General features: G+C 74.1%; 21 protein-coding genes. 1 reads left to right on the top strand and 20 read right to left on the bottom strand.

Going from position 1 to position 21,146, the window contains the following annotated elements; all coding sequences use genetic code 11:
* Window positions 1-365: 365 nt before the first annotated feature.
* A complete protein-coding gene (gene tyrS / locus ACK8HX_RS17525) occupies window positions 366-1,634 on the bottom strand; it encodes a tyrosine--tRNA ligase (protein WP_411942007.1) in 1,269 nt (422 codons plus the stop codon).
* 129 nt (window positions 1,635-1,763) lie between these two features.
* Here tyrS and ACK8HX_RS17520 point away from each other — a divergent pair, with 129 nt between their 5' ends.
* Complete coding sequence (locus ACK8HX_RS17520) at window positions 1,764-2,816, top strand: adenosine deaminase (protein WP_411942006.1); 1,053 nt, start codon at window positions 1,764-1,766, stop codon at window positions 2,814-2,816.
* Here the strand turns inward: ACK8HX_RS17520 and ACK8HX_RS17515 are convergent.
* The 19 genes from ACK8HX_RS17515 to infC all read right to left on the bottom strand — a co-directional run bounded on the left by ACK8HX_RS17515 (window position 2,797) and on the right by infC (window position 20,975).
* Window positions 2,797-3,456, bottom strand: a complete 660-nt coding sequence (locus tag ACK8HX_RS17515) for a hypothetical protein (protein WP_411942005.1) — start codon at window positions 3,454-3,456, stop codon at window positions 2,797-2,799. The genes ACK8HX_RS17520 and ACK8HX_RS17515 overlap by 20 nt on opposite strands.
* Window positions 3,453-4,094: a DNA-3-methyladenine glycosylase gene (locus tag ACK8HX_RS17510; protein WP_411942004.1), complete on the bottom strand. Its 642-nt coding sequence runs from the start codon at window positions 4,092-4,094 to the stop codon at window positions 3,453-3,455. Before ACK8HX_RS17510 ends, ACK8HX_RS17515 begins: the two co-directional genes overlap by 4 nt.
* 28 nt (window positions 4,095-4,122) lie before the next feature.
* Window positions 4,123-5,565 carry an argininosuccinate lyase gene (gene argH, locus ACK8HX_RS17505; protein ID WP_411942003.1) on the bottom strand — a complete coding sequence of 481 codons (1,443 nt, stop codon included), beginning with the start codon at window positions 5,563-5,565 and terminating at the stop codon, window positions 4,123-4,125.
* Complete coding sequence (gene argR / locus ACK8HX_RS17500; RefSeq protein WP_411942002.1) at window positions 5,562-6,065, bottom strand: arginine repressor; 504 nt, start codon at window positions 6,063-6,065, stop codon at window positions 5,562-5,564. Before argR ends, argH begins: the two co-directional genes overlap by 4 nt.
* Complete coding sequence (argF, locus tag ACK8HX_RS17495) at window positions 6,062-7,030, bottom strand: ornithine carbamoyltransferase (protein WP_411942001.1); 969 nt, start codon at window positions 7,028-7,030, stop codon at window positions 6,062-6,064. Before argF ends, argR begins: the two co-directional genes overlap by 4 nt.
* Complete coding sequence (locus ACK8HX_RS17490; protein ID WP_411942000.1) at window positions 7,027-8,250, bottom strand: acetylornithine transaminase; 1,224 nt, start codon at window positions 8,248-8,250, stop codon at window positions 7,027-7,029. The genes argF and ACK8HX_RS17490 overlap by 4 nt, the downstream gene beginning before the upstream one ends.
* A 2-nt stretch (window positions 8,251-8,252) precedes the next feature.
* Window positions 8,253-9,185 carry an acetylglutamate kinase gene (gene argB, locus ACK8HX_RS17485; protein ID WP_411941999.1) on the bottom strand — a complete coding sequence of 311 codons (933 nt, stop codon included), beginning with the start codon at window positions 9,183-9,185 and terminating at the stop codon, window positions 8,253-8,255.
* Between the two features lie 26 nt (window positions 9,186-9,211).
* Entirely contained in the window at window positions 9,212-10,363 is a 1,152-nt protein-coding gene (gene argJ, locus ACK8HX_RS17480; RefSeq protein WP_411941998.1) for a bifunctional glutamate N-acetyltransferase/amino-acid acetyltransferase ArgJ, read from the bottom strand.
* Window positions 10,363-10,767 carry an ACT domain-containing protein gene (locus ACK8HX_RS17475; RefSeq protein ID WP_411942009.1) on the bottom strand — a complete coding sequence of 135 codons (405 nt, stop codon included), beginning with the start codon at window positions 10,765-10,767 and terminating at the stop codon, window positions 10,363-10,365. The genes argJ and ACK8HX_RS17475 overlap by 1 nt, the downstream gene beginning before the upstream one ends.
* Before the next feature lie 5 nt (window positions 10,768-10,772).
* Entirely contained in the window at window positions 10,773-11,813 is a 1,041-nt protein-coding gene (gene argC, locus ACK8HX_RS17470) for an N-acetyl-gamma-glutamyl-phosphate reductase (protein ID WP_411941997.1), read from the bottom strand.
* A gap of 66 nt (window positions 11,814-11,879) precedes the next feature.
* On the bottom strand, window positions 11,880-12,695 hold the full coding sequence (locus ACK8HX_RS17465; RefSeq protein ID WP_411941996.1) for an SDR family oxidoreductase: 816 nt from the start codon (window positions 12,693-12,695) through the stop codon (window positions 11,880-11,882).
* Window positions 12,692-15,244, bottom strand: coding sequence for a phenylalanine--tRNA ligase subunit beta (gene pheT / locus ACK8HX_RS17460; protein WP_411941995.1), 2,553 nt, complete (start codon window positions 15,242-15,244; stop codon window positions 12,692-12,694). The genes ACK8HX_RS17465 and pheT overlap by 4 nt, the downstream gene beginning before the upstream one ends.
* Window positions 15,244-16,338, bottom strand: a complete 1,095-nt coding sequence (gene pheS, locus ACK8HX_RS17455) for a phenylalanine--tRNA ligase subunit alpha (protein ID WP_411941994.1) — start codon at window positions 16,336-16,338, stop codon at window positions 15,244-15,246. The genes pheT and pheS overlap by 1 nt, the downstream gene beginning before the upstream one ends.
* Window positions 16,339-16,408: 70 nt before the next feature.
* Window positions 16,409-17,617 carry an MFS transporter gene (locus tag ACK8HX_RS17450; RefSeq protein ID WP_411941993.1) on the bottom strand — a complete coding sequence of 403 codons (1,209 nt, stop codon included), beginning with the start codon at window positions 17,615-17,617 and terminating at the stop codon, window positions 16,409-16,411.
* Between the two features lie 59 nt (window positions 17,618-17,676).
* Window positions 17,677-18,744: a sensor histidine kinase gene (locus ACK8HX_RS17445; protein WP_411941992.1), complete on the bottom strand. Its 1,068-nt coding sequence runs from the start codon at window positions 18,742-18,744 to the stop codon at window positions 17,677-17,679.
* A 64-nt stretch (window positions 18,745-18,808) separates the two neighbouring features.
* Entirely contained in the window at window positions 18,809-19,594 is a 786-nt protein-coding gene (locus tag ACK8HX_RS17440; protein WP_411941991.1) for a TrmH family RNA methyltransferase, read from the bottom strand.
* 14 nt (window positions 19,595-19,608) lie between these two features.
* Window positions 19,609-19,992, bottom strand: a complete 384-nt coding sequence (gene rplT / locus ACK8HX_RS17435) for a 50S ribosomal protein L20 (protein ID WP_411941990.1) — start codon at window positions 19,990-19,992, stop codon at window positions 19,609-19,611.
* A 48-nt stretch (window positions 19,993-20,040) separates the two neighbouring features.
* Window positions 20,041-20,235, bottom strand: coding sequence for a 50S ribosomal protein L35 (rpmI, locus tag ACK8HX_RS17430; protein WP_411941989.1), 195 nt, complete (start codon window positions 20,233-20,235; stop codon window positions 20,041-20,043).
* A 53-nt stretch (window positions 20,236-20,288) separates the two neighbouring features.
* Window positions 20,289-20,975 carry a translation initiation factor IF-3 gene (infC, locus tag ACK8HX_RS17425; protein WP_411942008.1) on the bottom strand — a complete coding sequence of 229 codons (687 nt, stop codon included), beginning with the start codon at window positions 20,973-20,975 and terminating at the stop codon, window positions 20,289-20,291.
* Window positions 20,976-21,146: the final 171 nt, after the last annotated feature.

Raw genomic sequence — 21,146 nt, 5'->3', positions numbered from 1 at the left:
CCAGGCAGAAGATGCGACGAGGTATTGGCATCGATTTTTGACACGCTGTTGAGTTCTCAAGGATCGGACGCGCACCATCACCTGCACTGTCGTGCGAGTGTCTGGGGCTACCGTTCTGGAGTGTCGCCTCGGTCGTTTCCGTCCGGGGGCAACCACTCCAAGTTACCCGTCCCGTCCCGCTCCGGTCAAACTCGCTCCGCGCTGCGGATCGTGCTGGACCCGGTGGTCCTGACGGGGGTGGTCAGCTCGTGGGACCGGCCTGCTTGGTGATCGGGTCTGCACCCGAACCGCTTGGTGTCCGTTCCTCCCTCTCGGGCTGACGTCGAGAACAGTACGCGACCCCTCGCTCGCGCGCCAAATCGCGCTCAGGTGGGGGTGGCCACGCGACCGGCGGCCAGGTTCTTGCGCCCCCTGCGGAGCACGACCACCTCGCCGTGGAGCACGTCGTCGGCCGTGAGGACGCGCTCGGGATCGGTGACCTTCTCGCCGTTGACCGAGACCCCACCCTCGCCGATGACCCGCCGTGCGGCGTTGCGCGAGTCGACGAGACCGACCGCGACGAGCGCGTCGACGAGGGAGGTCCCCACCTCCACCGCTCCCCCGGGGAGCTCGGCCGTCGCGTCGCGCAGGGTGGCCGCGTCGAGCGCGCGGAGGTCGCCCTTGCCGAACAGGGCCTCGCTGGCCGCCTGGACGGCGGCCGTCGCCGAGGCTCCGTGGACGAGGGTCGTGACGTCGGCCGCCAGGGTGCGCTGGGCGGCCCGCCGGAACGGCTCCTCGGCGACCGCGCGCTCGAGGGCGGCGACCTCCTCCCGCGTGCGGTCGGTGAAGACCTTGAGGAGGGTGATGACCGACGCGTCCTCGACGTTGAGCCAGTACTGGTAGAAGGCGTACGGGCTCGTCATCTCTGGCGAGAGCCAGATGGCGTTGCCGGCGCTCTTGCCGAACTTCTCCCCCGAGCTGTCGGTGAGCAGGGGCGTCGTCAGCAGGTGCACCGAGGCGCCCTCGACGCGGTGGATCAGGTCGGCGCCAGCCGTGAGGTTGCCCCACTGGTCGTTGCCGCCGGTCTGCAGCGTGCACCCGTGGTCGCGGTAGAGCTGGAGGTAGTCCAGGCCCTGGAGCAGCTGGTAGCTGAACTCGGTGTACGAGATGCCCTCGTCGGAGCTCAGCCGCGCCGCGATCGCCTCCTTCTTGACCATCTGGTTGACCCGGAAGTGCTTGCCGACGTCGCGGAGGAAGTCCAGCGCCGACAGCCCGGCCGTCCAGTCGAGGTTGTTGACGAACACGGCCGGGTTCTCGCCCGAGGACTCGAGGAACGGCTCGACCTGGGCACGGATGTTCGCGACCCACTCGGCCGTCTGCTCCTTGGACTTCAGCACCCGCTCGGCCGAGGGCCGGGGGTCGCCGATGAGGCCCGTCGACCCTCCGACGAGGCAGATGACGCGGTGCCCGGCCCGCTGGAGGTGCCGCAGCAGGACCAGCTGGACGAGGTTGCCGAAGTGGAGCGACGGCGCGGTGGGGTCGAAGCCGCAGTACGCCGTGATCGGCCCGTCGGCGAGTGCCCGGCGCAGCGCGGACTCGTCGGTGGACTGCGCCACCAGCCCCCGCCAGTGCAGCTCGTCGAGGATGTCGGTCACGATCGCATCGTCCTTCCACGTCGGTCGGCCGGGCGGGTGCCCGGCGCGGGCCCAGCCTGCCACGCGGCACCCCCCGGGGCCCGGGCGGTCCGCGCCGGCGGCCGATCGCGTTCCGGCACACTGGCCGCCATGAGCACCGCCCCGTCGTCGCCGCGACCCGACCTCACCGCGTTCGTCACCGGCCTGCCGAAGGCCGAGCTGCACGTGCACCACGTCGGGTCGGCGTCCCCCCGGATCGTCGCCGAGCTCGCGGCGCGGCACCCCGACAGCCCGGTGCCGCGCGACCCCGAGGAGCTCGCCCGGTTCTTCACCTTCACCGACTTCGCCCACTTCATCGAGCTCTACCTCGCCACGGTCGACCTCGTGCGCACCGCCGAGGACGTGCGGATGCTCACCTTCGAGGTGGCCCGCGAGCTCGCCGGGCAGCAGGTGCGGTACGCGGAGCTGACGATGACGCCCTACACCTCGGTCGTCCGCGGCATCCCCGTCGAGGCGTACACCGAGGCCATCGAGGACGCCCGCGCGGCGGCCGAGCGCGACCTCGGCGTCGTCCTCCGGTGGATCTACGACATCCCCGGCGAGGCGGGGCTCGCGGCGGCCGACGCCACGCTCGCCTACGCCCTCGACCACCGGCCCGACGCCCTCGTCGGGTTCGGCCTCGGCGGGCCGGAGATCGGTGTCCCGAGGGCGCAGTTCGCACCGCACTTCGCCGCTGCCCGCGCGGCCGGCCTGCACTCCGTCCCGCACTCCGGGGAGTCGACCGGGCCGGAGTCGGTGTGGGACGCCCTGGCCCTCCTCGGCGCCGAGCGGGTGGGTCACGGCACCTCGTCGGTGCAGGACCCGCGCCTGCTCGCCCACCTGGCCGAGCACCGGATCCCGCTCGAGGTGTGCCCGACGAGCAACGTCGCGACACGCGTCGTGGAGCGGGTCGAGGACCACCCCGTCCGCGCGATGGTCGAGGCCGGGGTCGTCGTCACGGTCAACAGCGACGACCCGCCGATGTTCGGGACGACGCTGAACCTCGAGTACGAGGTCGCCGCGGCCCTCCTCGACCTCGACGAGTCGGGTGTCGCCGACCTCGCCCTGGCGGCGGTCGACGCCTCGTTCGCGCCGGACGAGGTCAGGGCGGCACTGCGCGCCGAGATCTCCTCGTACGCGGAGGTCAGCGCAGCATCGGGGTGACCCGGACGGCGCCGACGCCGAACCGGGCGTCGGCCCACCCCTGGAGCGACCCGTCGTCGTGCACGACCTCGACGTGGAGCGGGCCCGTCGTCTCGCCCTCGAGCACCGAGGTGAGGAGGCCGGGGAGCGCGCGCGCCTCCTCCTCGACGGCCCGCCAGGCCGCCTCGTCCAGGTCGGGCGGGGCCACGGGCCGGGGTGAGGGCTCGGCCTGGGGGCCGTGGGTGGCCAGCGGCACGACGTCGGTGACGGTGAGGGTCAGCCCGTCGAAGGTCCCGGTCACCGCGAAGGTTCCCCACCTCGTGGACGAGCCCGAACCGGACGGCACCTCCTCGTGGGCTCCGGCGCTCGCCCAGTCCCAGCCGACCAGCGGGACGCCCTCGCACTGCGGCGGCCACGACTCTCGGACCGGTCCGAGGCACAGCTGCGGGCCGAGCTCCGGAACCTCGATGACCGTGCCGGAGCCGGTGACCGGCCCGTCCGCAGCGGGGACCGCGTCCGGCGGCGGGCCCGCCGTGGCGGTGCCGGTCGGGGTGCCGTACGCGCCGCCTCCGGCCCCACCCGTGGTCGAGCCGCAGCCGCCGAGGACCACCCCCGCGACCACGGCGGCCGCGACGGCGATGGTGACCCGCCTCACGCTCATGGCGCTGCGACGTCCCCGCCACGGTGCCGGTTCCTCGGGCGCCCCGGACGGTACGCGCTCACGGACGGCTCGCCGTCGAGCCAGAACCGCCACGGGAACACCTCGCCGTCACCCCCGGCACCACTGACACCGACGCGGGGGCCGGTGCGGACCACGGCTGGGTCGACGGGGGTCTCGGGCGGCTCGACGCGTCCGGCGGCCCGGGCTCCGACGAGGGCGAGCCCGTTCTGGGCGCGCCCCAGCCCCAGCGTCGTGGCCAGCCGCGCCGGTCCGCGCGCCTGGTCGCGCGGGCGCACTCCGGGGCGCCGCTGCGCCGCGAGGTCGTGGCCCGCCACGACCTCGCCGGCACGCAGCAGCACGGCCGACGCCGCGCCCTCGTGGCCGGTGACGACGTTGGCGCACCAGTGCATGCCGTAGGTGAAGTAGACGTAGAGGCGTCCGGGCCTGCCGAACATCACCTCGGTCCGTGGGGAGCGGCCGCGGAAGGCGTGCGAGCCCGGGTCGGCCGCCCCGGCGTAGGCCTCGACCTCGGTGAGCCGCACGGTCACGCCGGCGTGGGTCACCCGGCAGCCGAGGAGGTCGCGCGCCACGTCGAGGACGTCGCGAGCGAAGAAGGCGGTCGGCAGGATGGACGTCACGACCCCAGTCTCGCGTGCCGCGGCGCCCTCAGCGGACGTGCGGCAGGTCCGAGGCCCAGAGTCGCTCCTCGGTGGCGCGCGCGACGAGGCGGTCGAGCTGCTCCGCGACACGCGCGGGCGCCGTGCCGCCTCGAGCCGACCGGGACGCGAGCGACCCCTCGACCGACAGGACCTCGCGGACCCCCGGCGTCAGGTGCGGGCTGATGGTCGCCAGCTGCTCGTCGGTGAGGTCCCACAGCTCGATGCCGCGCTCCTCGCACGTCCGCACGCAGGCGCCGGCGACCTCGTGGGCGGTGCGGAACGGCACGCCCTCGCGGACCAGCCACTCGGCGACGTCGGTGGCCAGCGAGAAGCCCTGCGGCGCGAGGGACTCGAGGCGGTCGGTGTCGAAGACCATCGTGTCGACCATGCCCGCGAAGGCCGGGAGCAGCACCTCGAGGGTGTCGACGGCGTCGAACACCGGCTCCTTGTCCTCCTGGAGGTCGCGGTTGTAGGCGAGCGGCAGCGACTTCAGGGTCGTGAGGAGGCCGGCGAGGTCGCCGACGAGGCGGCCGGCCTTGCCGCGGGCGAGCTCGGCGACGTCGGGGTTCTTCTTCTGGGGCATGATGCTCGACCCCGTGGAGTAGGCGTCGTCGAGCGTGACGAACGAGAACTCCTTCGTCGCCCACAGGACGACCTCCTCGGCCAGGCGCGAGACGTCGACGGCCGTCATCGCCGCGACGAAGGCGAACTCGGCGGCGAAGTCCCGCGAGGCGGTGCCGTCGATCGAGTTCTCGACCGACCCGTGGAAGCCGAGGTCGGCCGCGACGGCAGCGGGGTCGAGGCCGAGCGAGGAGCCGGCCAGGGCTCCGGACCCGTACGGGGAGACCGCGGCCCGGGCATCCCAGTCGCGCAGCCGGTCGACGTCACGGAGCAGGGCCCAGGCATGGGCGAGCAGGTGGTGGCTCAGCAGGACCGGCTGGGCGTGCTGGAGGTGGGTGCGCCCCGGCATCGCGACGCCGAGGTGGCGCCGCGACTGCGCGACGAGGGCGTCCACGACGTCGAGGACGAGCCCCGCGACGACCCGGGCGTGCTCGCGCAGGTACATCCGGAACAGGGTGGCGATCTGGTCGTTGCGCGAGCGACCCGCGCGCAGGCGTCCACCGACGTCGGCGCCGGCCCGCTCGATGAGGCCGCGCTCGAGGGCGGTGTGGACGTCCTCGTCGGACTCCAGGGGGAGGAAGGCCCCGGACTCGACGTCGGCGCGCAGTCGTTCGAGCCCGGCGAGCATGGCCTCGAGGGACGCGTCGTCGAGCAGCCCGGCGTGGTGGAGGACGCGCGCGTGGGCCCGCGACCCGGCGAGGTCGTGGGGGGCCAGCCGCCAGTCGAAGTGGGTCGACTTCGACAGGGCCGCGAGCGCGTCGGCGGGGCCACCGGCGAACCGGCCGCCCCACAGGGCGGCGGAGGCGCTGGGCTGGGTCGGGTCGGTCACGAGGGGTCCCTCCGGGTGTACGACATGAGGCGCTCGACGACCTCGCGGCTGCGGCGGGCGCCCTCGGTGACGACCATGATCGTGTCGTCGCCCGCGATGGTGCCCAGCACCCCCTCCATCGAGGCGTGGTCGAGGGCGGAGGCGAGGAAGCTCGCGGCGCCCGGGGGCGTGCGCAGGATGACGAGGTTGGCCGACTGGTCGGCCGAGACGAGGAGCTCGTTGCAGCGCGTCTGCAGGCGGGTGACGCGTTCCTCGGCGTCGGCGGCGGGGCGGACCGTGCGGTCGCCGCCCTCCCCCGGGACCGCGTAGACGAGGTTCTTGCCCACGCGGACCCGCTCGGCGCCGACGTCGACGAGGTCGCGCGAGAGCGTCGCCTGGGTGACCTCGATGCCGTCGGCGGCGAGGTGGTCGAGGAGCTCGGTCTGCGAGCGGACGGGGGTGGCCGTGAGGATCTCGACGATCCGTTGCTGGCGTCCGGCGCGGCTGGTGGAGACGGTCATCGCTGCTCCTCGGGGTCGGTCGCCGGGCCGGTCGACTGCTCGACGAGCCAGGACAGCAGGGCCTTCTGGGCGTGCAGCCGGTTCTCGGCCTCCTGCCACACGAGCGAGCGCGGTCCGTCGATGACGCTCGCCTCGACCTCGTGACCCCGGTAGGCGGGCAGGCAGTGGAGGAAGACCGCGCCGGCCGCCGCGTGGCCCATGAGGGTGTCGTCGACCCGGAACCTCTCGAACGGTCCCCCGGCGCCCTTGCGCTCGTCGGCCTCGCCCTCCTGGCCCATCGAGACCCACGTGTCGGTGGCGACGACGTCGGCGCCGTGGACCGCGGAGACGGGGTCGTCGGTGACGAGGACTGACCCTCCCTGCGCCGCGGCGATGGTCTCGGCGCGCGCGACGACGCCTGCGTCGGGCAGGTGGCTCCGCGGCGTGCCGACGCGCACGTGCATGCCGGCGAGTGCACAGCCCAGGAGGTAGCTGTGGGCCATGTTGTTCGCGCCGTCGCCGACATAGGCGATGGTGCGACCGGCGGTGTCCCCCAGCGCCTCTCGCACCGTGAGGAGGTCGGCGAGGATCTGGCACGGGTGGTACTCGTCGGTGAGGGCGTTGACGACCGGTACGCCGGCGTACCGCGCCATCTCCTCGAGCTTCGCCTGTTCGAAGGTGCGCCACACGACGGCGGCCGACTGCGGGCCGAGGATGCGCGCGACGTCGGCGACCGACTCGCGCGCACCCACCCCGGCGAGGCGGCCGTCGACGACCATCGGGTACCCGCCGAGGGCGGTCACGGCCCCCACGAAGGAGACCTGGGTCCGCAGGGTCGGCTTGTCGAACAGGATCGAGACGGTGCGCGGCCCCTCGAGGCAGCGGTCGGAGAAGGGCGCGGCCTTGAGCGCGAGCGCACGGTCGAGGACCTCGCGCTGCTCGGCGGCGCTGAGGTCGTCGTCGGCGAGGAGGTGGCGGGTCGTCATCGGGGGTCCTGGCTCTCGGTGGCGGCGGTCGCGGCGTCGAGGAGGGCCGGGAGGGCGTCGACGAAGAGGTCGAGCTCGGCCGCGGTCACGACGAGCGGCGGCGCGAGCCTGATCACGTCCGGTGCCACGGGGTTGACGATGAAGCCGGCCTCGCGCGCGTGCGTGACCACGGCGGCCGACCAGTCGCCCGCGAGCACGATCGCGCGGAGCAGCCCGGCGCCCCTCGTGCCGAGGACGCGCTCGTCGCCGAGGGCTGCGACGCGGGCGGCGAGGTGGTCGCCGACCTCACGGGCGTGGTCGAGCAGGCCCTCGGCCTCGATGGTGTCGAGGACGGCGAGGGCCGCCGCGCACGCGAGGGGGTTGCCGCCGAACGTCGACCCGTGCATCCCCTGGGTCAGCAGCGCGCTGATTTCGGGCCCGAAGGTCACGAGCGCTCCGATCGGCACGCCGCCGCCGAGGCCCTTGGCGAGGGTGATGGCGTCGGGGACGACCCCCGCCTCCTGGAACGCGAACCACGCCCCGGTGCGCCCGATCCCGGTCTGGATCTCGTCGAGGACGAGGAGCGCACCCGCCTCGCTCGTGATGTCCCGGGCCGCCCGGAGGTATCCCGCGGGGGCGGTGACGACCCCGCCCTCCCCCTGGACCGGCTCGAGGACGACGGCGCTCGTGCCCGCGTCGACGGCCCCGCGCAGGGCCTCGACGTCACCCCAGGGCACGTGGGTGACACCGGGCAGGAGCGGCTCGAAGGGCTCGCGGTAGGCCTTCTTGTGGGTCAGCGCGAGCGCACCGGTGCTGCGGCCGTGGAAGGCGCCCTCGGCCGCGACGATGCCGGTGCGGCCGGTCCGCCGGGCGAGCTTCACCGCGGCCTCGACCGCCTCCGTCCCGCTGTTGCAGAGGAAGACCGCGCTCCCCTCGGGGGCGCCGGTGAGGGCCAGGAGCCGCTCGGCGAGCTCGACCTGCGGGACCGAGGTGAAGAAGTTCGACACGTGCACCAGCTGGCCGGCCTGCTTGCTCACCGCGGCGACGAGGGCCGGGTGGTTGTGGCCGAGCGCGTTGACGGCGATGCCGCCGACGAGGTCGAGGTAGCGCTTGCCGTCGACGTCCCAGACCCAGGCACCGTCGCCGTGCTCGAGGACGAGCGAGGGGCGGCCGAACAGGTTCAGCAGGGCGCCCTCGTAGCGGTCGAGCCACGCGCCGGCCGTCGGGTGCGGTGCCGTCATCGTCAGGCCTCCTCGTCGGACAGGACCATGGTGCCGATCCCCTCGGAGGTGAAGACCTCGAGGAGGATGCCGTGGGGCTGGCGGCCGTCCACGACGTGCGCCTGGGGCACCCCCGCCTCGACGGCGCGGATGCAGGCCTCGAGCTTGGGGATCATCCCCGCGTCGACGGTGCCGAGCAGGCGCCGGGCGGCGCTCACCCGCAGCTCGGAGAGCAGCGAGGACCGGTCGGGCCAGTCCGCGTAGACGCCCTCCACGTCGGTGAGGACGACGAGCTTGCGGGCCCCGAGCGCGGCGGCCAGGGCCGCGGCGGCGGTGTCGGCGTTGACGTTGAGGACCTGTCCGTCGGTGTCGAGGTCGGGCGCGATCGTCGAGACGACCGGGATGCGCCCGGCGTCGAGGAGGTCGATGACGGCCGTGGGGTCGACCTCGACGACGTCGCCGACGAGGCCGATGTCGTGCTCCTCGCCGTCGACGACGACCCCGCGGCGGCGCGCACCGAAGAGGCCGGCGTCCTCGCCGGAGAGCCCCACGGCGAGCGGGCCGTGCTGGTTGAGCAGCCCGACGAGCTCGCGCCCGACCTGGCCGGTCAGCACCATCCGGACGACGTCCATGACCTCGGGCGTCGTGACCCGCAGGCCGCCCTTGAACTCGCTCTCCAGGCCCAGCCGGTCGAGCATCCCCTTGATCTGCGGGCCGCCGCCGTGGACGACGACGGGGCGCAGGCCGGCGAAGCGGAGAAAGGCGATGTCCTGGGCGAACGCGGCCTTGAGCGAGTCGTCGACCATCGCGTTGCCGCCGTACTTGACGACGACGAGCGCGCCGCGGAACCGCTCGAGCCACGGGAGCGCCTCGACGAGGGTGGTCGCCTTCGTCTGGGCGACCCGCAGCGCGGCGGCGTCGATGGCGCCGCGCAGGGACTGCTCGGGGGGTGTCATGGGGCGTCGTCCTCGGGTCGGGGGGGTCAGGTGGAGTAGGCGGAGTTCTCGTGGACGTAGTCGTGCGTGAGGTCGTTGGTCCAGACCGTCGCGGTCGTGTCTCCCGCGTGGAGGTCGACGACGACGCGGACCTCGCGGCCGCTGAGGTCGACGAGGGTGCGGTCCTCCCCGACCCCGCCGGCGCGGCAGACCTGGACGCCGTTCATCTCGACGTCGAGGCTGCCCGGGTCGAAGGCGGCGGCCGTGGTGCCGACCGCGGCGAGGACGCGTCCCCAGTTCGGGTCGTTGCCGAAGACGGCGCACTTGAACAGGTTGTTGCGCGCGACCGAGCGGGCGACCTCGAGGGCATCCTCGACGCTCGCGGCGTTCACGACCTCGACGGCGATGTCGTGGTGCGCGCCCTCGGCGTCGGCGACGAGCTGCCGGGCGAGGTCGGCGCACACCGCGGTCACGGCCTCCCGGAGGTCGGCTGCGGGGACCTCGACGCCCGACGCGCCGGAGGCCATGAGGAGGACGGTGTCGTTCGTCGACATGCAGCCGTCGGAGTCGACCCGGTCGAAGGTCTGGGCGGTGGCGTCCCGCAGCACGCCGTCGAGGACGTCGGGGTCGACGACGGCGTCCGTGGTGACGACGACGAGCATCGTCGCGAGCGCCGGGGCGAGCATTCCGGCGCCCTTCGCCATCCCGCCCACCGACCAGCCGTCGCGGAGGGCGACGGCGGTCTTGGCCACGGTGTCGGTCGTCATGATGGCCTCGGCGGCGGCGGGTCCGCCGTCGTGGGTCAGGGCGCCGGCGGCGGCGTCGACCCCGGACAGCAGCCGGTCCATCGGGAGCCGCTCCCCGATGAGACCGGTCGAGCAGACGACGACGTCACCGGCGGACACGTCGAGGATCTGCCCCACGTGCTCGGCCGTGGCGTGGGTGTCCTGGAAGCCCGGCGCGCCGGTGCACGCGTTCGCGCCACCGCTGTTGAGGACGACCGCCGCGACCTCGCCGTCGGCGACGACCTGCCGCGACCAGGTGACCGGTGCCGCCTCGACGCGGTTGCTCGTGAAGACGGCGGCGCCGAAGCGGTCGGGACCGTCGTTGACGACGAGCGCGACGTCCGGGCGACCGGACGCCTTCAGACCCGCGGTGACGCCCGCGGCGCGGAAGCCGCGGGGGGTGGTGACCGACATCAGCGGCTTCCTCCGGTGAGCGAGGTGGGGGTGACGTACATCCCGGCGCGGCGCCACGCCTGGGTGGCCGCCGGGCCGTCCGCGACGGGGACGAGGACCCAGTCGGTGTCGAAGGTCGAGAACCCGAGGACGGAGATCCCGGCGTCGACGAGCGGCTGGAGGATCTCGGCGAAGACGCCGACCGCACCGAACGCGAGCGGCCCGGCGACCTCGACGACCTTGAACGGCCCCTCGCTCCGGGCGCCGGCGGGGACGGCCGCGGCGAGGCACACGACCGACGTCTCGTCCGGCGTGCGGGTCAGGGACGCGAACGGGCCTGCGGTCCAGTCGAAGCCGGGCTCCTCACCCGCGGGGAGCCGGACGATGGCGACGTCCTCTGGGTGCTCCATGAGGTGCCGGGGCATGGCGGTCACGGGGCCACCCCCGCGACGGGGAGGCCGAGGGTCTCGGGGAGGCCGAGGGCGAGGTTGAGGCACTGGACGGCCGCACCCGCGGTGCCCTTGGTGAGGTTGTCGACCGCCGCGACGACGACGACCCGGCCGACCCGCTCGTCGAGGGTGACCTGGAGGTGGACGGCGTTGCTGCCCAGGACGCTCCCGGTGCTCGGCCAGCGCCCCTCGGGCAGGACGTGGACGAAGGGCTCGTCGGCATAGGCGGTGACCCACGCGTCACGGACGGCGTCGGCCGTGGTCCCCGGCGCGGCCTTGGCCGTGGCGGTCGCGAGGATGCCGCGCGGCATCGGGGCCAGGGTGGGGGTGAAGGAGAGCGTCACGTCCCCGGCGCCGGCCGCGGTGAGGTTCTGCTCGATCTCCGGGGTGTGGCGGTGGACCCCGCCGACGCCGTACGGGGACATCGCGCCCATCACCTCGGCACCGAGGAGGTGCGGCTTCAGCGCCTTCCCGGCGCCGCTCGTGCCCGACGCCGCGACGACCGTGATGTCGTCGGGGAGGACGACGCCCGCGACGAGGCCCGGAGCGAGGGCCAGGGAGACGGCCGTCGGGTAGCAGCCGGGCACGGCGATGCGGGTCGCACCGTCCAGCGCGGCCCGCTGACGTCCTCCGGCGACCGGGAGCTCGGGCAGCCCGTACGGCCACGTCCCCGCGTGGGGCGTGTCGTAGAACGCGGTCCAGGCGCCGGCGTCGCGCAGTCGGAAGTCGGCGCCGCAGTCGACGACGACGACGTCCTCGCCCAGCTGCTGCGCGAGGGCCGCGGAGTGGCCGTGCGGCAGGGCGAGCACGACGGCGTCGTGACCGGCCAGGACCTCGGCGGTCGTGTCGTCGAGGACCGTGTCGGCCAACGGGGTGAGGTGCGGGTGCACCGAGCCGAGGGGCTGGCCGGCGTTCGAGGACGCCGTGAGCGCGCCGACCTCCAGCTCGGGGTGCTGGAGGAGGAGGCGCACGACCTCACCCCCGGCGTACCCGCTGGCTCCGGCGACGGCGACCCTTCTCATGTGCATGACTATACAGACCGGCTCAACTTCATGCACGCTCGCCGGTCCTACGGCGCCGGCCGTGACTCAGGGGTGGAGGGGGTCGCCGGCGTCGGGGAGGTCGAGGACGAGGGTCCGCTCGGTCGCCGTCAGCCCGGCTGCGGCGCGAGCCCGCAGCGACTCCACGGAGTCGACCCCGGCCCGGACGAAGCGACCCGACCAGGCGTCGAGCTCACCCGAGGCCAGCGCGAGGACGAGCTCGGCCACGGCGGCCGGGTCGGTCCACTCGGCGCGGCCGGCGTGGAGCTCCATGCCCTCGGTCATGTCGGTGCGCACGATGCCGGGCATGAGGTCGAAGGCGCGCACCCCGTGCTCCCACCCGCTCAGGTGCGTCGACCCGGTGAGGCGGGCGAGGGCGGTCTTGGCGACGGTGTAGGCGCTCATCGAGCGCGAGGGCCGCTGGGCCGCACCGCTGTTGAGGTTGACGACACGCCCTCCACCGGCGGCGACCATGTGCGGGACGACGGCGCGCGTCATCAGGTAGGGACCGAGGACGTCGACCTCGACGCACCTCCACCAGTCGTCGGGGTCGGAGTCGAGGAGGTCGACCTCGGCGTCGCGGACACCGGCGTTGTTGACGAGGAGGTCGATGCGCCCCTGCCGCTCGAGGACCTCGGCGACCCAGGCCTCGACGGCCTCCCGGTCGGTGACCGGTGCCACCGCCGTCGACCCGCGCTCGACGGCCCAGCCGGCGTCCTCGAGGGCGAGCGCGACGTGCCGCCCGATCCCCCGCGACGCGCCGGTGACCACCGCGACGGGGTGTCCGCCGCGGCCGCCCTCGACCGTGGGGTCGGGCGCGACGTCGCCCTCGTCGTCGACGGGGACGTCGGCGGGCAGCGTCACGTCCGCTGCACCGCCCCCACGGCCGACCCCGCCGACGCCGCGGCGGCGTCCCGGAGGGCGCTGACCTCGTCGGTCGTCAACGTGCGGTCGGGTGCGCGGAAGGTGAGCCGGTAGGCGAGCGACTTGCGCCCCTCGCCCACCTGGTCACCCCGGTAGACGTCGAACAGCCCCACGGTCTCGAGGATGTCGCCCGCCCCAGACCGCAGGGCGGCCTCCACCGACGCCGCGGGGACCGCCTCGTCGACGACGAGGGCGATGTCGCTCTGCGCCAGCGGGAACGTCACGAGCGTGCGGGCCTGCACGGTCGCCTCGGCGGCCGCGGTGAGGACGTCGAGGTCGAGCTCGCCGCCCACCGTTCGCGCCGGCAGCCCGAGCGCCGCGACCACCTTGGGGTGCAGCTCGCCGACGTGCCCGACGACCGTGCCGTCGGCCAGCTCGACCCTGGCGCAGCGACCCGGGTGGAAGGGCGCCGCGGTGTCGGCGACCGTCACCACGCGGAGGGCCAGCGCGTCGCCGAGGGCGCGGACGAGCTCGAGGACGTCGCTGACGTCGGCCCGGCGTCCGGCACCCCACCAGCCCGCACGGTCCCGGTCACCGGCGAGGAGGAAGGCCACGTGGCGCGGCTGGCGGGGCACGGCGGCCCGGATGGCCGCGAGCACCTCGGGCGACGGCATGACGCCGACGTCCTCGGTCGGGGCGCGGTGCTGCTCGCCCTCGAGGTCGACGACGAGGCCGACCTCGAAGAGCGCGACGTCGCGCGAACCGCGGGCGACGTTGCGGCGCAACGCGTCGACCATCGTGGCGAGGAGGCGCGTGCGCATGAGGGGCGCCTCGTCCGACAGCGGGTTGGCCAACCGGACGGAGCGCGAGACCTCGGCGTCGGCATCGAGGCCGAGGGCGACGTAGCGGTCGGCGCCGACGAAGGGCGCGCTCCAGATCTCCGAGAGGCCCTGTCCGGCCAGGGTGTCGGCCACGAGGCGTCGCACCCGCTGCGCGTGGGTGAGGCCGGCACCGCCCGGCGGGGTCGGCACGATCGAGGGGATCCGGTCGTACCCGTGGATGCGGGCGACCTCCTCGACGAGGTCCTCGGCGGTCGTGAGGTCGGGGCGCCACGAGGGCGGCGTCACGACGACCTCGTCGCCGTCGCGCTCGACCCCGCAGCCGATCTCCGTGAGGATGCGGGTGACCTCGTCGTCGGGGTACTCGACGCCGACGACCCGCCCCGGGAAGGCGAGGGCCATGCGGATCGGCGCGGGGGCGGGCGGCGACCCGACGTCGGTGACGTGGGGGTCGGCCACGCCACCGCCGTGCTCGACGAGCAGGTCGACGGCGAGCTGGGCGGCGGCCGCCGCCAGCTGCGGGTCGACCCCGCGCTCGAAGCGCCGCGACGCCTCGGACGGCAGCTTGTGCCGCCGCGCCGAACGGGCGATGGTCACGGCCTCGAAGTGGGCGGCCTCGATGAGGACGTCGCGCGTCGAGGGTCCGACCTCGGTCTGCGCCCCGCCCATGACGCCGGCGATCGCCACGGGCCGCTCGCCACCGCGGTCGGTGATGAGGAGGTCGCCCGGGTCGAGGGCACGGTCGGCGTCGTCGAGCGTGGTGATCCGCTCCCCGGCCCGCGCGCGCCGCACGACGACTGGCGCCTCGAGGGTGTCGAGGTCGAAGGCGTGGAGCGGCTGGCCGAGACCGAGCATGACGTAGTTCGTGACGTCGACCGGGAGGGAGATGGGACGCATGCCCGCCTCGGTGAGCCGCGTCCTCATCCACCGCGGGGTCGGGGCCGACACGTCGATGCCGCGGACGACCCGGGCGACGTACCGGTCGCACCCGTCGCGGCCGCGGATCGGCGCGTCGTCGGCCAGCTCGACGGCGAACCCGCCGTCGGTGGCGGCGGGCGCCTCGGCGGCCAGCGCGAGCGCGGGGTCGGTGAACGCAGCCCCCGTCGCGTGCGAGTACTCGCGGGCGACGCCGCGCACCGAGAAGCAGTACCCGCGGTCGGGGGTGACGTTGACCTCGACCGTCTCGCGGTCGAGCCCGAGCAGCGGGATGGCGTCGGCACCGGGCACGAGCGCGGCCAGCGCCTCGTCGTCACCGGCGAAGCGCCGGGTCAGCACGAGGATGCCGTCGTGGTCGTCACCGATCCCGAGCTCGCGCTCGGAGCAGATCATCCCGGCCGAGACGTGCCCGTAGGTCTTGCGGGCGGACACCTCGAGCGGACCGTGGGGCGTCGTGATGACCCCGCCCGGGAGGATCACCGCGACGAGGTCGCCGGGCTCGAAGTTGTGGGCGCCGCAGACGATGCCCTGGGGCTCACCGGCGCCGTTGGCGTCGCCGACGTCGACGGTGCACCAGTTGACCGTCTTGCCGTTCTTCTGCGGCTCGGGCTCCTTGGTGAGGACGCGGCCGACGACGAGGGGGCCGGTGACCCCGCCGGAGTGCAGGCCCTCCTCCTCGAGGCCGACGCGCACGAGCGACGCCGCGATGTCCTCGCCGGTCGCGTCCTGCGGCACCGCGACGTACTCGCGCAGCCAGTCGACGGGAACCCGCATCAGATCTCCATCCCGAACTGCGCGTCGAAGCGCACGTCTCCCTCGATCATGTCGCGCATGTCGCTGACCCCCGTGCGGAACATCAGCGCCCGGTCGATGCCCATGCCGAACGCGAACCCGGTGTAGCGGTCGGGGTCGACCCCGCAGGCCGTGAGGACGTTGCGGTTGACCATCCCGCAGCCGCCCCACTCGATCCAGCCGGTGCCCTTGCAGGTGCGGCAGTCGGGGTCCTCGCCGCGGCACACGAAGCAGCGCAGGTCCATCTCGGCGCTCGGCTCGGTGAACGGGAAGAACGAGGGGCGCAGACGCGTCGTGATGCCGTCGCCGAACAGCTCGGCGGCGAGGCGGTCGAGGGTTCCCTTGAGGTGGGCCATGGTGATGCCCTCGTCGACGGCGATCCCCTCGACCTGGTGGAAGGCCGGCATGTGCGTGGCGTCGAGCTCGTCGGTGCGGAAGACGCGTCCGATCGCCGCGACGTACACCGGCACGCCGCGTTCGAGGAGGGTGCGCGCCTGCACCGGGGAGGTGTGGGTGCGCAGGACGAGGCCGTCCTCGGGCGGGTCGACGTAGAAGGTGTCCTGCATCTGGCGCGCGGGGTGGTCGGCGTCGAAGTTCAGGGCGTCGAAGTTGAACCACTCCGCCTCGATCTCCGGGCCCTCGGCGATCTCCCAGCCCATCCCGACGAACAGGTCGGCGATGCGCTGGCTCATCAGCTCGATGGGGTGGCGCCGGCCCAGCGGCCGGCGACCCGTGGGCAGCGTGACGTCGACCGCCTCCTCGGTGAGGATGCTCTCGTCGCGCTCGGCCTCGAGCTCGGCCTGGCGGGTGGCGAGCGCCTGGGCGACACGACCGCGCGCCTGGCCGACGCGCTTGCCGGCCTCGGCCTTCGCGCTCGGCGGCAGCGCCCCGATCTCGCGGTTGGCGAGGGCGAGCGGGCTTTTGTCACCCTGGTGCGCGGTGCGCACGGCCTTGAGCTCGTCGAGGCTCGTGGCGGCGGCAGCGGCGGCGAGGGCGGCCGCGACGGCGTCGTCGACGGCCGCGGGGTCGAGAGCGGCGACCTCGACGGGGTCGTAGCTGGTGTTGGGTCCTGACATGGTGTCCACTTCGCGAGGGATCGGGCGCGCCCGAGTCTAGGTGGGCGCGGGGGGAAGGGCTCCACCGCCGTCACACCGGCGACGCCTGGGCCGCCCGGTCGGCACGGGCCCGGCGCACCGCCCCGGCCGCACCGACGCCGAGCAGCGCGACGCCGAGGCCGACGACGGCCACCGCGACGAAACCGGCACCCGCACCGGCCTCGTCGATGGCGATCCCGGCCACGGGCGCCCCGACGGCGCTGCCCGCCGTCATGAACGACCCGTGCCACCCCATCGCCTCGCCGCGGACCGCCGCCGGCACGACGCGGGTCGCCTGGTCGATGGTCGCGGTGATCGTCGGGGCGCAGAGCAGCCCTGCCACGAACGCGACGGCCGAGAGGGTCAGCGTCGTGTGCGCCAGCGCCATCGGGGCCGTGACGACCGCCAGCCCGGCGAGCAGCCAGAACGCGGAGATCGGCCGGTGCAGCGCGCCGTAGACCAGGCCGCCGACGAGCGACCCCAGCCCCCACAGCGCGAGCACGACCCCGATCTGGGCGGGGGTCCCGGCCTCGCGCATCACCGCGACGACACCGATGTCGGTGCCCGAGAGCACGAGGGTCGACGCCGCGGCCGCGAGGCAGACGGCGAGGAACGGCAGCCGGAACCACGACCGCCACGGGACCGGGCCCCCGCCGGGTCGGGTCTCCCCCGCCTGTCGCATCGGCGGGTTCACGACGTACAGGGCCACGCCGCCGAGGACACCCGACAGCTGCGTCACGAGCAGCACCCACGAGGTGTCCCACACGGTCGCGGCCCAGACCGCGAGGGCCGGCATCGCCATGAAGGACAGCTCGATGGCGGCGGCGTCGAGCGAGATGGCGCTGCGCCGGTCCCCCTCCGGGACCGCGGCGATGACGGCCTGACGGATGATCGAGAACGAGGGGATGACGAACAGCCCCGCCACGACGGCGAGGACGAGCAGCGGGACGTACCCGACGAACGGCGCGATGCTCCAGCAGACGGCCGCCACCGCGATCGACGGGAGGACGACCCGCCGCAGCCCCAGCCGGTCGAGCAGGCGCCCGCGCCACGGGCCCGAGACCGCCACCGCGACCGTGGCAGCGGCGGAGACCAGCCCCGCCTCGGCGTAGGAGCGCCCCAGCGACGTGACGACGTGGACGGTGAGGAGGACGCCGCCGGCGAAGACCGGCCCACGGACGAGGGCCCCGAGGACGAGCGCCGTGCGCAGCGGGCGGTTGGTCAGGGCACGGCGGTAGGGCGAGAGGTCGAGGGCGGGCACCGCCTCACTCTCTCAGGCGACACCGACACGGGCCCAACGGGTTTCGCGCCTGGCCCCCGTCACTCGTGGTCGGGGAAGGTGGCGCGCAGCAGCGCACCGCCGCCGGGAGCGGTCTCGGCCCGGACCGCCCCGCCGTGCGCCTCGACGAGCCCCCGCACGAGGTAGAGCCCCAGTCCGGTGCCGTGCTTCGCGCCCGCCTGCCAGAACCGGCTGAAGACTAGCTCGCGGTGCTCTGGGGCGATGCCGTCGCCGTCGTCGGACACCATGAGGTCGACGGCCGGCTCGCCGTCGTGGTTCGTGCGCCGGGCCTCGATCGTCACGGTGCCGCGCCCGTGCCGGATGGCGTTCTCGACGAGGTTGGCGACGACCTGCTCGAGCCGGTCGGGGTCGGCCCACACGACGGGCACGTCCTCGGGCACCCGGATGACGAACTGGTGGCGGTCGGCCCCGGACGCCACCCGTCGCTCGACCTGGGCCTCGAGCCGGGGCCGCAGCTCGAGCGGCTGGGCGTGGACCGTGAGCCGGCCGACGTTGATCCGCGCCGTGTCGAGCAGCTCGCTGATGAGGCGGGTCACCCGGTCGGCGTCGGCCTCGATCGTCTCGAGCATGAGGCGCTTCTGGTCGTCGGTGAAGCGGTCCCAGTTGCGCAGCAGGGTCGAGGAGAACCCCTTGACGCCGGTGAGCGGGGAGCGCAGCTCGTGGGCGACGGCGGTGAGGAGGACGGCGCTCTCCTGCTCGGTGCGGCGACGGGCCTCTGCGTCGCGCAGCCCGAGGACGACGGCGCGGACCGGCCGGCCGGCGCCATCCCGGATGTACTTGCCGGTGACGAGCACCTCACGTCCGGTGGGCAGGACGAGCAGCTTCTCGCGGTGGCCGGTGCGGCTGACCAGTCCCGCCCACGGGCTGCTGACGTCCCACCACGAGCGGCCCTCGTTGTCCTGGAAGGGCAGCGCCTCGCGCAGGTCACGGCCGATGACCTCGGAGGCGGGGATGCCCGTGATCCGCTCGGCGCGCCCGTTCATGAACCGGACCTCGGCGTCCTCGCCGATGGCCGCGACGAGGCCGTCGGGGATGAACTCGAGGCCGTGCGCGGCCAGGTCGTCGGGGACCCTGAACCGAGGCACCATGGCGGCAGGTTACCCGGCGGACGCGCCGTCCTCACGACGGCAGGCCGGTCGGCATACCGGGAGGTCAGCGGTGCGCCGCCGAGGCGTAGAGGCACACGGTCGCGGCCATCGCCAGGTTGAGCGACTCGGCCAGGCCGTGGATCGGCACCCGGACGACCTCGTCGCACGTGTCGCGCACCGCGTCGTCGAGGCCCCAGGCCTCGTTGCCCATGACCCAGCAGTGCGGCCCCGAGAGGTCCGCGTCGGGCAGGAGGGTCGTCCCGGACCCGTCGGCGGCGTAGGTGCGCACCCCTGCCCCGCGCAGCCGGGCGAGGGTCGCGTCGACGTCGAGGCCGGTGACGACGGGGAGGTGGAACAGCGATCCGGCGGTGGAGCGGACGACCTTCGGGGAGAACACGTCGACCGACGCCTCGGAGACGAGGACGGCATCGGCGCCCGCCGCGTCCGCCCCGCGGATGACGGTGCCGGCGTTGCCGGGGTCGCGGACGTGGGTGAGGAGCACGAGGATGCGCGGACCGCCCGCGAGGACGTCCTCGAGGGTCGGGGCCGCGGCCTCGACGACGGCGAGGACACCCTGCGGGGCATCGGTCTCCGCCATCGCCGCGAGGACCTCGGGAGTCACCTCGTGGACCCAGAGCCGGGCGGCCCGGGCGGGTTCGACGATGTCGGCGGCGTACCGCGCCATCGCCTCCGCCGTGAGGTAGACGTCGCGGACGGAGGCCGGCGCGTGGCGCACCGCCTCGCGGACGCCCTGGGGGCCCTCGACGGCGAAGCGGCCGGTGCGCGCACGCACCGACCGCTTCGACAGCGCCGCGACGGACCGCACCCGGTCGGACCGGGGGTTGTCCATCACCGACACGTGGTTCAGGCGGACGCCTCGGCCGGCTCGCGCGCCGGCTGGTTCGCCTTCGAGATCTCGACGAGCGCGGCGAACGCGGCCTCGTCGTTGACCGCGAGCTCGGCGAGCATGCGGCGGTCGACCTCGACCTCGGCGGCCTTCAGGCCCTGGATGAACCGGTTGTACGTCATGCCGTTCGCGCGGGCGGCGGCGTTGATCCGCTGGATCCAGAGGCGACGGAAGTCACCCTTGCGGGCCCGGCGGTCGCGGTAGGCGTAGCCGAGGCTGTGCTGGACCTGCTCCTTGGCCTTGCGGTACAGGCGCGAGCGCTGCCCGCGGTAGCCGCTGGCGCGCTCGAGGACGACCCGGCGCTTCTTCTGGGCGTTGACCGCCCGCTTCACGCGTGCCACGTGAGTACTCCTTGCTGTGTTGCGTCAGTCTGGGGGTGGGGGTCGGCCTCAGCGGCCGAGGAGCTTCTTGACCTTCTTGAGGTCGCCCTTGGAGACCAGGACGTCCTTGGACAGGGCGCGAGCCTTCTGGGGGGTCTTCTCGTGGAACTTGTGGACGTGACCGGCCTGCTCGCGCATGACCTTGCCCGACCCGGTCACCCGGAAGCGCTTCTTGGAGCCGCTGTGCGTCTTGTTCTTCGGCATGGTGCCGATCTCCTCGTGTGGTTCGGTGGTGCTGGTTCGTGGGGGGCCGGCGGTCAGGCCGTCGGCTCGGTCTCGGCGGTCTCGGGGGCCTCGACGTCGGTGGCCTCGGCCGTGTCGGCCTCGACCTCGACGGCCTCGACGACCTCGGTGGGCTCGGCGCTGGCCGGACCCGCGGCCTCGTCACGGCGACGCCGCTGCTCGGCCATCGCCTGCGCCTTCTTCTTCGTCGGCGCGAGGACCATGACCATGTTGCGGCCGTCCTGCTTGGGGGCGGACTCGACGGTGCCGAGCTCGACGACGTCCTCCGCGAGGCGCTGCAGGAGCCGGAACCCCAGCTCGGGGCGGCTCTGCTCGCGACCGCGGAACATGATCGTCACCTTGACCTTGTCACCGCCACCGAGGAACCGGACGACGTGGCCCTTCTTCGTGCCGTAGTCGTGCGGGTCGATCTTCGGGCGGAGCTTGATCTCCTTGATGACCGTGTTGACCTGGTTCTTGCGGGCCTCACGCGCCTTCATGGCGGCTTCGTACTTGTACTTGCCGAAGTCCATGAGCTTGGCGACGGGGGGCTTGGCCATCGGCGCCACCTCGACGAGGTCGAGGTCCGCCTCGGCGGCCAGCCGCAGGGCGTCCTCGACGCGGACGATCCCGACCTGCTCGCCGTTGGGGCCGACCAACCGCACCTCGGGAACCCGGATGCGGTCGTTGATGCGTGGCTCGCTGATGTGCTTCTCCTTCATCGAGAACTCGGACCTGACCCGCGGCACGAAAAAGGCTCCTCGCGCCACGTGCGCGAGGAGCCTGCGATCCGATCCGTCCGGGAACCACCACCCGATGGCGTCGCCGCGCCCTCGCGGGGCGGGCGCGACATCGCGTCGCGGACCTCGTCGGACCCGGCGACCTGGTGGTCG

This window comes from Oryzobacter faecalis, assembly GCF_046764005.1.
GTDB lineage: Bacteria > Actinomycetota > Actinomycetes > Actinomycetales > Dermatophilaceae > Oryzobacter > Oryzobacter faecalis.
This window is presented reverse-complemented; position numbering and strand designations above follow the sequence as displayed.